This is a genomic window from Micromonospora sp. NBC_01796 (assembly GCF_035917455.1).
Taxonomy (GTDB): Bacteria; Actinomycetota; Actinomycetes; order Mycobacteriales; family Micromonosporaceae; genus Micromonospora_G.
Map to the genome: position 1 here is coordinate 8462071 of NZ_CP109078.1, position 15069 is coordinate 8477139.

General features: G+C 67.6%; 10 protein-coding genes and 1 pseudogene. All 11 read right to left on the reverse strand.

Annotation, left to right across the window (positions count from 1 at the left end):
- Positions 1-273 precede the first annotated feature (273 nt).
- The 11 genes and pseudogenes from mmsB to OIE47_RS37610 all read right to left on the reverse strand — a co-directional run bounded on the left by mmsB (position 274) and on the right by OIE47_RS37610 (position 14884).
- On the reverse strand, positions 274-1524 hold the full coding sequence (mmsB, locus tag OIE47_RS37560; RefSeq protein WP_326559312.1) for a multiple monosaccharide ABC transporter permease: 1251 nt from the start codon (positions 1522-1524) through the stop codon (positions 274-276).
- On the reverse strand, positions 1521-3059 hold the full coding sequence (gene mmsA / locus OIE47_RS37565) for a multiple monosaccharide ABC transporter ATP-binding protein (RefSeq protein WP_326559313.1): 1539 nt from the start codon (positions 3057-3059) through the stop codon (positions 1521-1523). The genes mmsB and mmsA overlap by 4 nt, the downstream gene beginning before the upstream one ends.
- Before the next feature lie 79 nt (positions 3060-3138).
- Positions 3139-4281 (reverse strand): multiple monosaccharide ABC transporter substrate-binding protein, encoded by a 1143-nt coding sequence (gene chvE / locus OIE47_RS37570; protein ID WP_326559314.1) that lies wholly within the window; start codon positions 4279-4281, stop codon positions 3139-3141.
- A gap of 326 nt (positions 4282-4607) precedes the next feature.
- Positions 4608-5594: a LacI family DNA-binding transcriptional regulator gene (locus tag OIE47_RS37575; protein ID WP_326559315.1), complete on the reverse strand. Its 987-nt coding sequence runs from the start codon at positions 5592-5594 to the stop codon at positions 4608-4610.
- A 409-nt stretch (positions 5595-6003) separates the two neighbouring features.
- Positions 6004-7593 (reverse strand): glycoside hydrolase family 43 protein, encoded by a 1590-nt coding sequence (locus OIE47_RS37580; RefSeq protein WP_326559316.1) that lies wholly within the window; start codon positions 7591-7593, stop codon positions 6004-6006.
- A gap of 21 nt (positions 7594-7614) precedes the next feature.
- Positions 7615-8790: a DDE-type integrase/transposase/recombinase gene (locus OIE47_RS37585; RefSeq protein WP_326559317.1), complete on the reverse strand. Its 1176-nt coding sequence runs from the start codon at positions 8788-8790 to the stop codon at positions 7615-7617.
- Between the two features lie 79 nt (positions 8791-8869).
- A pseudogene (locus OIE47_RS37590) lies at positions 8870-9418 on the reverse strand (RICIN domain-containing protein); the annotation flags it as partial.
- Between the two features lie 342 nt (positions 9419-9760).
- Complete coding sequence (gene araA, locus OIE47_RS37595; protein ID WP_326559318.1) at positions 9761-11263, reverse strand: L-arabinose isomerase; 1503 nt, start codon at positions 11261-11263, stop codon at positions 9761-9763.
- Positions 11264-11289: 26 nt separating this feature from the next.
- Entirely contained in the window at positions 11290-12279 is a 990-nt protein-coding gene (yjfF, locus tag OIE47_RS37600; protein ID WP_326559319.1) for a galactofuranose ABC transporter, permease protein YjfF, read from the reverse strand.
- A complete protein-coding gene (locus tag OIE47_RS37605; RefSeq protein WP_326559320.1) occupies positions 12276-13346 on the reverse strand; it encodes an ABC transporter permease in 1071 nt (356 codons plus the stop codon). Before OIE47_RS37605 ends, yjfF begins: the two co-directional genes overlap by 4 nt.
- The gene (locus OIE47_RS37610) at positions 13343-14884 is read right to left on the reverse strand and encodes a sugar ABC transporter ATP-binding protein (protein ID WP_326559321.1); all 1542 of its coding nucleotides are present in this window, start codon (positions 14882-14884) and stop codon (positions 13343-13345) included. Before OIE47_RS37610 ends, OIE47_RS37605 begins: the two co-directional genes overlap by 4 nt.
- Between the last annotated feature and the right edge of the window lie 185 nt (positions 14885-15069).

Genomic DNA, 15069 nt, shown 5'->3' on the forward strand with positions numbered 1-15069 from the left:
GAAGCGCGACATTGGGGCTGTTCAACGATGATCTGCGGTGGGGCCTGGGGACATGCGAGCGGATCGACACAGCCAAGGCGAGCTCCAAACGCGAGAGCGGCGTGAAGGCCATCTTGTTATCGCTAACAATGCCTGTCAAGAGCATCTATGCAACGTGCCCGAAGTATCCCCGTAACACCGCGTACCCATCCACCGGCGACGACGCGCGTTTCCCCACCCGCCGGTGCCGCCAGGGAACACGGCCGCGCGGTCGCGGTGCAGCCGACTCCAGCGTCAGCTGGCCGAGCCGGCTCGGCGTTTGTTGTAGACGTCGAAGGCCACGGCGACGAGCAGGACGAGTCCCTTCACCACCGACTGCGTCGACTGGTCGACGCCCATCAGCTGCATACCGTTGCTCATGACCGCCATGATCAGGCCGCCGACCATCGCGCCCACGACGGTACCCACTCCCCCGGTGACCGCCGCGCCACCGATGAAGGCGGCGGCGATCGCGTCGAGCTCGAACATGTTGCCGGCTGCGGGCTGGGCACCGTTGGACCGCGACGAGTAGATGACACCGGCCACCGCCGCCAGGAAACCCATGTTGACGAACATCCAGAAGTTGACGGTGCGGACCCTCACTCCCGACAGCGCCGCCGCGGAGAGGTTGCCGCCGATCGCGTAGACCTGACGACCGAAGACCGTACGACGGGTGAGCAGGCCGTAGACCAGCACGAGGACCGCCAGGACGATCAGTACGATCGGCAACCCACGGGCGTGCGCCAACTGCCAGGCGAAGTACATGAGGACCGCCCCGACCACCGCCACCCGGGCAACGAACAGCGGAAACGACTCGACGGGCTGCTGGTAGCGGATGCGCGCGACCCGGGTACGGAAACCGCTCACCGCGTACCCGGCCACGGCTACGACGCCGATCAGCAGTGTGAAGGCGTCGTAGCCCTGCCCGCCGAGCAGTCCGTTGAGGAATCCCGCCGCGACCCGCTGGTACTCGGCCGGGAACGGCGACAGCGAGATGTTGTCGAGCACCCGCAGGGTCAGACCGCGGAACAGCAACATCCCGGCCAGGGTCACGATGAAGGCCGGGATGCCGGCGTACGCCACCCAGAACCCGTGCCAGGCGCCGACCAGTACGCCGACCGCCAGCGCGGCCAAAATGCCGACCCACCACGGAAGGCCCTGCTGGATCACCAGGACGGCGGAGACCGCCCCGGTCAGCGCCACGACCGACCCGACCGACAGGTCGATATGCCCACCGATGATCAGGATGACCATCCCGATCGCGAGCACCAGGATGTACGAGTACTGCAGGACGATGTTGGTGATGTTCCCCGGGCTCAGCGACACCCCGTCGGTCAGGATCGCGAAAAACGCCACGATCACGACCAGGGCGACGTAGATCCCGCTCTGCCGCAGGTTGTTCAGCACCAAGGCCCGCAGGTCGCTCGTCCCGGTGTGCAGCGCGGCGGCCGGCGCGCCGTCCGGAGGCGTCGGACGCTCCGTCGAGGGGGTCTTGATGCTGGTCATCCGACGAACTCCTTGTCCTTGGTCATCAGCCCCATGAGGCTTTCCTGGGTCGCCTCGCCCACCGGTTTCTCACCCGTGATCCGGCCTGCGGCGAGGGTGTAGATGCGGTCGCACATCCCGAGGAGCTCCGGTAGCTCGGAGGAGATGATGATCACCGCCTTGCCGTCGGCGACCAGCCGATTGATGATCTGGTAGATCTCGTACTTGGCCCCGACGTCAATCCCGCGCGTCGGTTCGTCCAGGATCAGCACGTCCGGGTCGGTGAAGAGCCACTTCGACAAGACGACCTTCTGCTGGTTGCCGCCGGAGAGCTTGCCGACCACCGTCATCACGCTGGGCGCCTTGATGTTCATCTCCCGCCGACTCGCCTCGGCGACCTTGATCTCCTCGTTGCCGTTGACCCAGCCCAGGCGGGACAGCCGGTCCAGGGCGGCGGCGGAGACGTTGCGGCAGACGTCGTCGATGAGGTTCAGTCCGAACCGCTTGCGATCCTCGGTGACGTAGGCGATGCCGTTGCCGATCGCCTCGGCGACGGTACGGGCGCCGACCTCCCGCCCGCGCACGAACAACCGGCCCGCGATGTCGCGGCCGTACGACCGGCCGAACACGCTCATCGCCAGCTCGGTCCGCCCGGCACCCATCAGCCCCGCTATCCCGACGACCTCACCGGCGCGGACGGACAGACCGACGCCCTCGACGACCAGCCGGTCCTGGGTCGGGTGCCGCACCGTCCAGTCCTCGATCCGCAGCACCTCCTCGCCGGGCGACGACACACGGTCCGGGTAGAAGCTGTCCAGATCGCGCCCGACCATGCCCCGAATGATCCGCTGCTGGCTCACGTCGTCAGCTCGCATGTCGAGGGTCTCCACGGCGCGCCCGTCCCGGATGACCGTGGTCGAGTCGGCGATCGCGGTGATCTCGTTGAGCTTGTGGGAGATCATGATGCAGGTGATCCCCCGGCCCTTGAGCTGCCGCAGCAGGCCGAGCAGGTGAGCCGAGTCGACGTCGTTGAGAGCGGCGGTCGGCTCGTCCAGGATGAGCAGGCGCACCTTCTTCGACAGCGCCTTCGCGATCTCCACCAACTGCTGCTTGCCCACGCCGAGCTGGATGACCGGGGTGACGGGGTTTTCGTCCAGCCCGACGGATTCCAGCAGCTCCGCCGCCTCGGCGTTGGCCCGGTTCCAGTCGATGAGCCCACCTCGGCCACGGCGCTCGTTGCCGAGGAAGAGGTTCTCGGCGATCGACAGGTGCGGCACCAGGGCGAGTTCCTGATGGATGATGACGACGCCGTTGGCCTCGCTGTCCCGGATGCCGCGGAACCGCATCGGCTCGCCGTCGAACAGGATCTCGCCGTCGTACGAGCCTGCGGGGTGAACACCGGACAGCACCTTCATCAGGGTGGACTTGCCGGCGCCGTTCTCGCCGCAGATGGCGTGGATCTCTCCCCGGCGCACGGCGAGGGTGACATCGTCCAGCGCGGTCACTCCGGGGAAGGTCTTCGTGATGCGACGCATCTCGAGGATGGTGTCGTCCATGGTCACTGTCCTCTGTCCGGTTGGACGCGGTACGCGACGCCGTCGGACTCGGTCATCGTCGCCGAGCCCGACGGATGGCTTACTTCTTGGCCTGACCCGCGGCGACCTCTTCCGCCGTCCAGTAGCCCGAATCGATCAGGGTGGCCTTGATGTCGTCCTTGTAGACGGTGGCGATCGGCAGCAGGTACGCCGGGACGACCTTGACACCGTTGTTGTACGTCTGCGTGTCGTTGGCCTGTGGCTGCTTGTCCTGAAGGAACGCCTCGGCGGCGAGCATGGCCTGGTCGGCCAGCAGACGGGTGTCCTTGAAGACGGTGGAGCTCTGCACGCCGTCGTTGATCAGCTTGATCGAGGCGATCTCCGCGTCCTGGCCGGTCACCACCGGGATCTTCTTACCCGCGCCGCCGTAGCCGGCGTTCTGTAGGGCGGTGATGATGCCACGGGAGATGCCGTCGTACGGCGACAGGACCCCGTCGACGCGCGCGCCGTCGTTGTAGCTGGAGGTGAGCAGGTCCTCCATCCGCGTCTGCGCGGTTCCCTGCTGCCAGCGCAGGATGGCCACCTGCTCGACAGCGGTCTGGCCCGACTTCACCCGTAGCGTGCCGGCCTCGACGAACGGCTTCAGCGTGTCCATCGCGCCGCCGAAGAAGTACTGGGTGTTGTTGTCGTCGAGCGAGCCGGCGAAGAGTTCGACGTTCAGCGGGCCCTGGGCCGTACCCTTCGCGCCGTCCCTGGTTTGCAGGCCGAGGCCGACCAGCAGCGCGGTGGCCTGGGCGACGCCCACCTTGTAGTTGTCGAAGCTGACGTAGAAGTCGACGTTCTTGCTGCCACGGATCAGCCGGTCGTAGGAGATGACGGGAATCTTCGCGTCGGCGGCGGCCTGCAACTGTCCGCTGAGCGACGTGCCGTCGATCGCCGCGATGATCAGGACGTCCGCGCCCTGGGTGATCATCTGGTCGACCTGCTGCGACTGGGTGGGGATGTCGTCGCCGGCGTACTGGAGGTCAACCTTGTAGCCCTTTGCCTCCAGCTTCGACTTCACCGCGTTGCCGTCCGCGATCCACCGCTCCGAGGTCTGCGTCGGCATCGAGACGCCGATGGTCAGGTCGCCGGGCTTGTCCCCGCCGGTGTCACCGCCGCCGCCCGCACCCTCGCCACTGCACGCTGCCAGGCTCATCGCCAGCACGGCGCTGCCGAGAGCAACCAGGAACCTTCTGCCCATGAGTTTCTCCTCTCTGGACTCGCCCGCCGACTGCCGGGCCGACTGTCGCCTTCCGGGTAGCGTTAGCGCTCACAAAGTGAACGTCAACACTTGTTCCGAAATACCGGTGTCACGGTCTCGTAACGGAGGTGTCCCGACGAGCAGTGCGCGGGACTGCCACTCGACCTCGGACCGGACGCGGAAAGCCGCTCACCACCGTCGATGCGGGCCCCGGCCGGTGCCGTCGGCGTCGGTGACCCACCGCCGCCTGGCCGACCGGCAGTTGGCGGCGACGCGGGGGCCGGTCGAGGACGCGAACGTCGGTGCCGGGCTCCGGCCGCCTGCGATCAGCGACGCGGTGGGGCGACGCTGTCCCGGGAGACCAGGGCCGGGGCGATGGTCTGGCGCAACGCACCGCCGGTGCCCGATTCGATCTGCGCCAGCAGCATCTGCAGACTCGCCCGCGCGACCGCGCCGAAGTCCGGCCGGACGGTGGTCAGCGGCGGGATGAAGTACGCGGCCTCCGGCACGTCGTCGAAGCCGACCACGCTGATCTCGTCCGGCACCCGCCGGCCGAACTCGTGCAACGCCCGCAGCACGCCGAGCGCGAGATGGTCGTTGGCGGTGAAGACCGCGGTGACCTCCGGCATCCGCGCCAGCATCTGCCCACACCGGTAACCCGAGGCCGCGGACCAGTCCCCCGGCAGCAGCGGCGGTGGATCCACCCCGGCGGCCAGCAGTGCCGCCCGCCAGCCGTCGATCCGGCCGACACTGTCGAACCAGTCGGACGGCCCTGAGACGTGCCAGACACTGCGATGCCCGGCGTCGAGCAGGTGCTGGGTCGCCGCTCGGGCACCCGCCACCTGATCGACCGTCACCAACGGCACCGGCCGACTCGGGTCACCGTCGACCGTGACCAGCGGAACATCCTTGGGCAGGCGCTCCAGCGCCTCACCCGCCGACTCGACCGGCGCGATGACCACGATGCCCGCGACCCGGTGCGACAGGTGCCGCTCGACGGCGGCCGAGATGGAACGATGGTCGAGGCTCTGCACGCTGCCCATACTGACCGCGAAACCCTCCGCCGCAGCGGTCTGCTCCAACGCGGCCAGCAACGACGCCGGTCCGTAGAGCGTCGTGTTCTGCGCGACCACGCCGATGACCTGCGATCGGCCGGTCACCAGGGCACGTGCCGCGCCGTTGGGACGGTAGCCGAGCTGGGCGATTGCCGCTCGCACCCGCAGCCGGGTCTGCTCACGGACGTTGGGGTGCCCGTTGAGCACCCGCGACACCGTCTGATGTGAGACACCGGCCAGACGAGCAACGTCCGTCATGGCAGGACCGTGGACGGCCATTTCGCTCCCCCCACCACATCGCCGGCCCGCGGCCCGTCGACGTCGACTGGAGCGGTTCGGCCCGATCCTCCTCGCTCGGTCACCACGCCGGTGCGCAATCCCAGGTGACCAGCGCTGGATGGCCTGCAGTCTACGTCAGCCAACGGCTCGGACGCGGTACCGCTTTGTCGGATCGGCGAAACGAGGGCACGGTCGCACGGAGCGATCACCGCGCGCCGGGTACGCAGACGACCGCGTGCGCCCCGCGCACCGTGGCCTGCTCCACGCTCCCGTGGACGGAGCGTGGAGCAGGCCGGCGACAGATACGACGCGGCGGCACGCCGGCACTCGCCCGGCAGGCACCTGGTTCTCCGCGCCAGCGATCAGATCAATCGCTGCTCAAGTGGTGTCATGGGGTTGTCAGACTGAACCGGCGTACGGTGACCGCGCCACCGAGCGACTGGGTGGCGTGGTTGAACATCGCGAATCGGTAGCCCATGAAGAACTGCCAGTTGTTGGCCAGGGTCAGGGCATTGCCAAGTGAGGTGAAGGTGACTCCGTCCGTGCTGTAGGAAAAGCTTGCTTGTCGGCCGGCGCCGGGTCTGATGTCGGCGTTGGCGCGCAGCCAGATCCGGCCACCGGAGACGGCGGCGCCGGCCACCTCGGTACCGGTGCTGGTGGTGTTCCAGTTGCTGTCCATCGTTAGGCCGTTCTGCATGACCAGTCGGGTGGTGCCGTTGTCACGACGGACTCCGATCCAGGCCGACGAGTTACGCAGCACCGCCAGCCCGGCGCGGTCACCATCGCGCATGGTGGAGTAGTCGAGTTCGATGGTGGCGGTGGAGCTGGGGCCCTGGATGCGATGGGTCAGCGTGTTACGTGCGGCGTACAGGTCGCCGGTGATGGTGGCGGTCTGCAGGCGCAGTCCGTCGTTGACCGACCATTTGGTGTTGTCCGGGTTGTGGTTCCATTCCCACTGCGGGCCGAGAGTGGTGCCGGCGAAAGTGTCGGTGCCGGTCAGTGGCTTCACCACCCGAGGCGGTGCGGGCAGGTTCGGTGCGGGGTAGGAACCACCCCAGGCGCCGTTGACCGTCTGCACCACGGGCCAGCCGTCGCCGGTCCAGGTGATCGGTGCGAGAGCCGGCATCCGGCCGCCCGGATAGGCGTCCACGAAGGCCATGTAGTACCAGTCGCCGTTCTGGGTCTGCACCAGCCCACCCTGATGTGGCACACCGCCGCCGGAGATTGGCCCCGGCATGTCGAGCAGCACCTGGCGCATCTCGTACGGGCCGAACGGGCCGTTGGTCGACTTCAGGACGTACTGCCCGTTCGCCGGTCGGGTGAGCCAGATGTAGTAGTTGCCCCCGCGCTTGTAGAAACGCGCTCCCTCCAGAGTTCCGACGCTCGACGGAGTGGTGAACACCTGCTGGGCGCGGACCTGGCTACGCCCGTCGGCGGAGAGCTGCGCCACGCTGATCGTGCCGTTTCCGTACGCCACGTACATGGTGTCGTTGTCGTCGATCAACATTCCGGCGTCGTAATAGCAGTTGTTGATGGTGGTGTGCCGGTTCCACGCGCCGTCGACGGCGGTCGCGGTGTAGATGTGGGTCTGCGCGAAGTCAATGCACCCCGCCCAGTAGAACGTCCGGTTGCTCGGACGGTAGTTCAACGTCGAGGCCCAGATTCCGTCGACGTACGCCCGGCTGCCGTTCAGGTCGTACTTCGACCCGAAGTCGAGCCGGGGCACGGAGTGACCGGCGAACTCCCAGTTCACCAGGTCGTACGAGCGCAGCACCGGTGCGCCCGGCGAGTAGTGCATGGTGGACGCCGACATGTAGTAGGTGTTGTCCACCCGGATGATGTCGACGTCGGCGAAGTCCTGCCACACGACCGGATTCGAGTACGGGGTGTTTCCGGGATGGCCGCTGCCGACGGGTACGAGCTGCCATTGCTGGTTGTTGCCGCCCCAGTCGTTGTCATGTCCCGGGTCATCTGTCAAAGGGGTGTCCCGGGACATGTGTCAGTGGGTTGGTGTGAGTGGGGTGTAGCTCTTGCCGGGGGTGATGGTGACGTGGCCGAGGGGGTGGCCGCTGGTGGTGTAGACGGTGATGTGGTTGTTGTCGCGGATCGCGGTGAGGGTTTGGCCGTGGTAGGCGCGGCCGATGCCGATCCGGGTTTGGCCGACGTGGAGTGTGCCGGTCTCGGTGACGCGGGTGCGATGGATCGTTGCGTCGGTTTGGATCGGTAGTGCTTGGGGGCTGCCGTGCTGTGGGGCGGTGGTCCAGGCGTGGTGCGGGGTTGCTCGTCCGGGTAGGGCGCTGTGGCGGCGGTGGTTGTAGTGGTCGCGGTAGGTGTCGAGTTGGTGTTGTAGTTGTCGCAGGGTGCGGGGTTGGTGTGGTTGGGCGCGGAGCCATTTTTTGAGGGTTTGGTGGTGCCGTTCGACCTTGCCGCAGGTTTGTGGGTGGTAGGGACTGGAGTGGATCAGGCGGGTGCCGTAGTGGTGGACGGCTTTGGCGAAGCGTGAGGGGCCGGCGTTGGTGTGTAGTAGGCGGCTGGTGAATGCCAGGCCGTTGTCGGATAGCACGATCGCGGGTGGGCCGTGGTCGGTGAATGCTCGGCGGATGCTGGTGATCGCGGCGGCTGCGGTCTCTGCGGGGGCGGCTCGGCAGGCGACGAGCATGCGGGTGCAGTCGTCGAGGACGTCGAAGATGACTACGGGGGTGCCGTCGGCGAGGGTGAGGCCGGTGGCGTCGATCTGGTAGCAGTCTCGGGGTTGGGCGTAGGCGAAGCGGCGCCAGGAGCTGCGGGGTCGTTTGGCGGGATTGCGGTCGAGGAGGTCGTGGCGGGCGAGGACCCGGTTGATGGTCGATCGTGCTGGTACCGCCCAGGCGGGGGTGGTTTCGGAGGCGATGCGTTGGAGTTCGTCGCGGATGTGGTCCGCGCCGTTGTCCACACCGAGGTCGGCGCGGAGCTTGCAGATCCACGCGTCCAGTTCCGGGGGTGTGATGGAGGGGCTGTGGTGCGGTCGTCGGGATCGTTGCCGCCATGCCCCTTCGGCTTCGATGCGAGCCCGGTGTCGGTAGTAGGTGCGGGCGTTGACGCCGTTGTCGCGGCACCACTGCTGCACGTTATCGATCTTCACGCCTGCTGCGAGCAGGGCATCCAACGCGGTCATGACCTGCCGCCGGTTCGCCATGCCCAGCAGTCATACCGCCCGGACCACTGATCTTGTGACACATCTACCGGGACATCAACTGCGACAGATCTCATGGGACTGAAGAGCCGCCCCAGTCGTCGTACTGCACCACGTTCGCGCCGTCGGCGGTCGACGCGCCCTGCACCTCCACCGCCCTGTTGCTGTTCCGATTGATCAGGCGGACGTAGCCACCGGCCGAGTCCGCCAACCGGAACTGCTGGTTGGTTCCGTTGCCGTCGGCCCACTGCACCACCGCCGCGCCGTTCGCGGTGGAAAAGTTGTAGATATCGAGCACCTTGCCCGAATGACGCGACTTCAACCGGTAGTAGCCTCCACCGGAGTCCACGAACTGCCACTGCTGCCACGCACCGTCGTTACGCGCCCACTGGGTGATCCGCGCACCGTCGGTCGTCGCCCGGTTGTAGACGTCCAGCGCCTTACCGCTGTTGCGGTTCACCAACACGTACCAGGCATTGGTGTCGACCGTCGCGGCCGAGGCGGGTGTCGGGGCGACGGCCGCCAGCGCTCCGCCCACCACCGTCGCAACCGCTGCCGCGGCGACCCGCGACAACCACCCACGCCGCCGCGTTGGTGGCGCTACCCGGGGAACCCGATCGATGGCAACCATGATCCTCCTCTGACGACGCGAACCGAACGGTCTGAGGCGGTGTCCACCGCACCGGGCGGCGGCGCGAGGCTGGCGAAGCTTGCCCTTTGTGATCGCTAACATCACCCATCGCACTCCGCCGCACTCTGCTGTCGCGCACGAGGAAAGACATGACCACGGGTGGACCAGCCACGGATATCGACCGTCTCAGATATAGACTGTGAGCGATAACACGCTCGTAGTCAAGACGCAACACAAGCGGTTCACAGTCGTGCCGAGACGCGGGCAGGGCGGCCCGTCCCCGCCCGCCGGACGCGGGCAGGGGCGGACCACCCCGTCACGGATGCGGCGTGGCCGGGCCGGTCAGAGGCCGCGGGACAGCCGGTAGTATGCCTGGTTCCAGCGGATCTCGTCGGCGAACCGGCGGGGCTCGGTCTCGGCGTCGATGACGACCAGTTCGGTCCGGCTCATCTGCGCCAGGTCGTGCAACTCCTCCACTCCGACCGCCTGTGACAGCACCGTGTGGTGCGGTGCGCCAGCGGTAATCCACGCCTCCGCCGAGCTGGGCAGGTCGGGCCTCGGGCGCCACACGGCGCGGGCGACCGGTAGCCGGCGCAGCGGCTGCGGCGGAGCCACCACGTCGATCTCGTTGGCCACGAGCCGGAAGCGCTCCCCCATGTCGGCCAGCCCGAGCACCACCGCCGGGCCCGGCGCGGCGTCGAACACGAGCCGGACCGGATCCTCCCTGCCCCCGATGCTCAGCGGATGGATCTCCACGTTCGGCACTCCGGCCGCGATGGTCGGGCAGACCTCGAGCATGTGCGCACCGAGCACCAACTCCTCGCCCGGGGTGAGGTCGTAGGTGTAGTCCTCCATGAACGACGTACCGCCATCCACACCCACCGACATCGCCTTGAGGGTCCGGACCAGCACGGAGGTCTTCCAGTCACCCTCACCGCCGAAACCGTAGCCGTCCGCCATCAGCCGCTGCACGGCGATGCCGGGCAACTGGCGCAGCCCGCCGAGGTCCTCGAAGTTCGTGGTGAAGGCCCGGAACCCGCCCGCGTCCAAGAAGGCGCGCATGCCGAGTTCCAGGCGTGCGGCGTACCGCAGCGAGTCGTGCCGCTCGCCTCCGGCAAGCAGCTCACCGACGATGCGGTAGGTGTCCTCGTACTCCTTGACCAGCTCGTTCACCTGCGCGTCGGTGACCTCACCGACCACCTGGACCAGATCGTTGACGCCGTACGTGTTGACCGACACCCCGAAGCGCAGCTCCGCCTCGACCTTGTCACCCTCGGTCACCGCGACGTCACGCATGTTGTCGCCGAAGCGGGCCAGGCGCAGCGACCGCATCGCCGACCAGCCGAGCGCGGCACGGGCCCACGCCCCGACGCGGGCGGTCACCCGCGGGTCGCTGACGTGCCCGGCCACGGTCTTTCGGGCCACACCGAGACGGGTCTGGATGTAGCCGAACTCGCGGTCGCCGTGGGCCGCCTGGTTCAGGTTCATGAAGTCCATGTCGATGTCGGCCCACGGCAGCACGACGTTGGCCTGGGTGTGCAGATGCAGCAGCGGTGTCTGCAACGCGTCCAGGCCGGCGATCCACATCTTCGCCGGCGAGAAGGTGTGCATCCACGCGACAACCCCGATCGCGCCCTGCGCGGCGGCGTCGCGGCAGACCCGCAGAATCTCGCCGCTGTTGGTCAGGACCGGCTTCCAGACCACCCGGGCGGGAATCTGCGGCGATTCGTCGAGCACGGCCGCGATCAGACGTGACTGCTCGGCCACCTGCCGGAGAGTGTCCTCGCCGTACATGCCTTGGCTGCCGGTGAGAAACCAGACCTCGGGTTCGGTGTGTGATGCCATGGGGCTGCCTTCCGCGAGAGGGACGGTCACTTGTAACGGATTCCGATGAGTCGCTGGAAGAGGATGAACACGAAGAGCAGACCCCCGATCACAATTTTGGTCCACCAGGAGCTGAGACTTCCATCGAAAGTGATGAGAGTCTGGATCACGCCCAGGACCAGCACGCCGAGCACCGTGCCGAAGACGTACCCCGAGCCACCGGTGAGCACGGTGCCACCGATCACGACCGCCGCGATGACGTCCAACTCCATGCCGACGGCGATCAGTGGGGCGCCGGAGAGGGTGTAGAAGGACAGCAGGATCCCGCCGATCGCGGAGCACAGGCCGCTGATCGTGTAGACGGCGATCCGGGTCCGCCCCACCGGCAGGCCCATGAGCAGCGCCGACTGTGGATTACCGCCAATGGCGTACACGTTGCGGCCCAGCCGGGTGTAGGCCAGCGTGTACGCGGCGATGGCCACCACCACCAGGGTGATCAGCACGCTGATCGAGACGAAGTTTCCGCGGGGATCACCGATCCGCTCCTGCGACATCCTGGTCCAGAACCCATCGGTGATCGGGATGGACGAACCGGAAATGAACGTGCACATCCCTCGGGCGAAGAACATCCCGGCGAGCGTGACGATGAACGGCTGGATCTCGAAGAAGTGGATGGCGCAGCCCATCAGCAGGCCGAGCGTCGGACCGATGAGCAGCGCGATGACGAGGACGAGCCCCGCCGGCAGGCCCTCCTGGAGCAGCCAGGCCGACACCATCGCCGTCATGGCGACGACGGAACCGACCGACAGGTCGATACCGCCGGTGAGGATCACGAAGGTCATACCCACCGCGACAACGAGCAGGAAACCGTTGTCGATGAAGATGTTGAAGATGACCTGCACGTTGGAGAACGCCCGGTACTGGGACACGCCGATGCCGTACATGACCAGCAGCAGGGCGAGCGTGGCCAGGACCGGCACCTGTTTCCTCGGCAGCCGGATCCAGGACGGACGCGCGGTGATCGATCCGCTGGTCATGCCGTCACCTGCTCCTTCGGCTCGGCGGCGATGGTGCTCGGCGGTGGCGCGCTGGTCCTGCGACGACTGAACCGAGCGCGGAAGGCCGGCGCCTGGATGAGACAGACGGCGATCACGACGACCGCTTTGAACAGCAGCGAGGTCTGCGGTGAGATGTTCATGGCGTACACCGTGGTGGTCAGGGTCTGGATGATCAGCGCGCCCAGGATGGTGCCGCTGAGGAAGAACCGGCCGCCCGCGAGGGACGTGCCGCCGATGACTACCGCGAGAATGGCGTCGAGCTCCACCCAGAGTCCGGCGGCGTTGCCGTCGGCACTGGAGACGTTCGCCGTCATCATGAAACCGGCGATCGCGGCGCAGCCGGCGCTGAGCACGTACGCGAGGAACACGACCCGGCCGGAGCGGATGCCGGACAGGCGGCTGGCCTCGGCGTTACCGCCCACCGACTCGATGATCATGCCCAGTGCGGTGCGGCGGGTGAACGCGGCGACGAGCAGGGCCGCCGCCAGCGCGATGAAGATGGCCAGCGGCAGGGTCAGCACGTGGCCCAGCCCGATCGCCCGGTACGGCTCGGAGTTGATGGTGATGATCTGGCCCTCGGTGACCAGCTGCGCGAGTCCTCGGCCGGCCACCATCAGGATCAACGTGGCGATGATCGGTTGGATCCCGATCACGGCGACCAGCACCCCGTTCCAGGCGCCGAGCACGAGCGCGACCCCGAAGGCCATCGCGAGGGCGGTCAACACCACGGCGAGGCTGTTCTGGTCGGGTTGCCGGCTGATGTACATGCAGGCGATCGCCCCGCTGATCGCGCACAGTGAGCCGACCGACAGGTCGATTCCTCCGGTCGAGATGACCAGGGTCATGCCCAGGGCGACGAGGATCAGCGGCGCGCTCAGCCGCAGGATGTCGATCGGGGCGCCGTACAGGTGCCCGTCCTTGAGCTCGATGGACAGGAACCCCGGCCGGTAGATCGTGTTCGCGGCGAACATGACGACCAGCACGGCGGCGGGCCAGAACAGCCGGTGACCGATCATCGTCCGGTAGCGGCCCATGGTGGCGTTCATCGGTCTGCCTCCTCCCGGTGGGATCCGTTGGCGATGGTCTGCATGATGCGATCGGCGTCGAGGCTGTCGTCGTTGGCGAGCTGCGCGACCATCTGCCGGTCACGCATCACCACCACCTTGTGGCTGAGACGCAGCACCTCCTCCAGCTCGGCGGAGATGAACAGCACCGCCATGCCGCCGTCGGACAACTGCGCCACGAGCTTCTGGATCTCCGTCTTCGCGCCGATGTCGATGCCCCGGGTCGGTTCGTCGAGGATCAGCAGTCTTGGCTCGGTGATCAGCCACCGGGCCAGGAGCACCTTCTGCTGGTTGCCGCCGGAGAGATTGCGTACCGGCACCTCCGGGTCGGACGGCCGGATGTTGAGCGCCTTGACGTACTTCTCGACCAGCTCGTCCTGCCTGCGACGAGGGATCGGCCGCAGCCAGCCGCGGGCGGCCTGCATGGCGAGGATCATGTTCTCGCGGACCGACAGGTCGGCGACGATGCCCTCTGCGCGGCGGTTCTCCGAACAGAAGCCCACGCCCTGCTCGATCGCCCGCGCGGGGGTACGCAGGCTGCTCGACGTGCCGTTCACCGCGACCTGACCGCCGTCGGCCCGGTCGGCACCGAACAACAGCCGGGCCACCTCGGTGCGGCCGGAGCCCAGCAGCCCGGCCAGTCCGACCACCTCCCCCGCGTGAATGGTGAGGTCGAACGGCTCGACCGCCCCCGAGCGGCCGAGCTTCGACACCGCCAGCAGCGGGCTGCCCTGCTGTCGGGCGGCCACGTCGAGCCGCGAGTGCTCCTCGATCCCGTCGAGTACGTCGAGTTCCTTGCCGATCATCTTCTCGACGAGGGTGAGCTGGGGCAGTTCGGCGGTCGGATACTCACCGACCAGCCCGCCGTTGCGCAGCACGGTGATCCGGTCGGCGATGCCGTAGACCTGGTCGAGGAAATGGGTCACGAACACGATCGCGATGCCCTCGTCGCGTAGCTGCCGCATGATGCGGAACAGCTGGGCGACCTCACCGGCGTCAAGACTGGAGGTCGGCTCGTCCAGGATCAGCACCCGGGCCCGGATGTCGATCGCCCGGGCGATGGCGACCATCTGCTGGATGGCGAGGGAGTACGTCCCGAGCGGCGCGCCGACGTCGAGATCGAGGTCGAGGCGGGCCAGCAGCGCGCGGGCGCGGCGGCGGAAGTCACCCCACCGGACGGCACCGAGCAAGCGGGGCTCGCGTCCGATGAAGATGTTCTCCGCGACCGAGAGGTTGGGGCAGAGGTTGACCTCCTGGTAGACGGTGCTCACACCGGCGGCCGTCGCCTGCATCGGCCCGCTGAAGGACACCGGCTCGCCGTCGAGCGTGATCGCGCCCTCGTCGGTGTCGTAGACGCCGGTCAGCACCTTGATGAGGGTCGACTTGCCGGCGCCGTTCTCGCCCATCAGGGCGTGCACCTCGCCCGGAAAGAGCCGGAAGTTGACGTCGTGGAGTGCGCGCACCCCGGGAAAGGACTTGGCGATCCCGGTCATCGTCAGGACCGGACGGCTATCCGTCATCCCATCAGACCTCTTCTGGGTTGTCGACAGGGAAGGGCCGCTGCGCTCCCGTACGCCCGCCCGGTCGTCGCTGCGGATCGCCCGGGCGGGCGTGGTACGGGGGTGATCGCGGGCCACGCCCGGTCCGTTGCGGGTAAGGGGGTGACGCAGCGGGGCCGCCACGCGAGCGCGGCGACCCCGGCGTC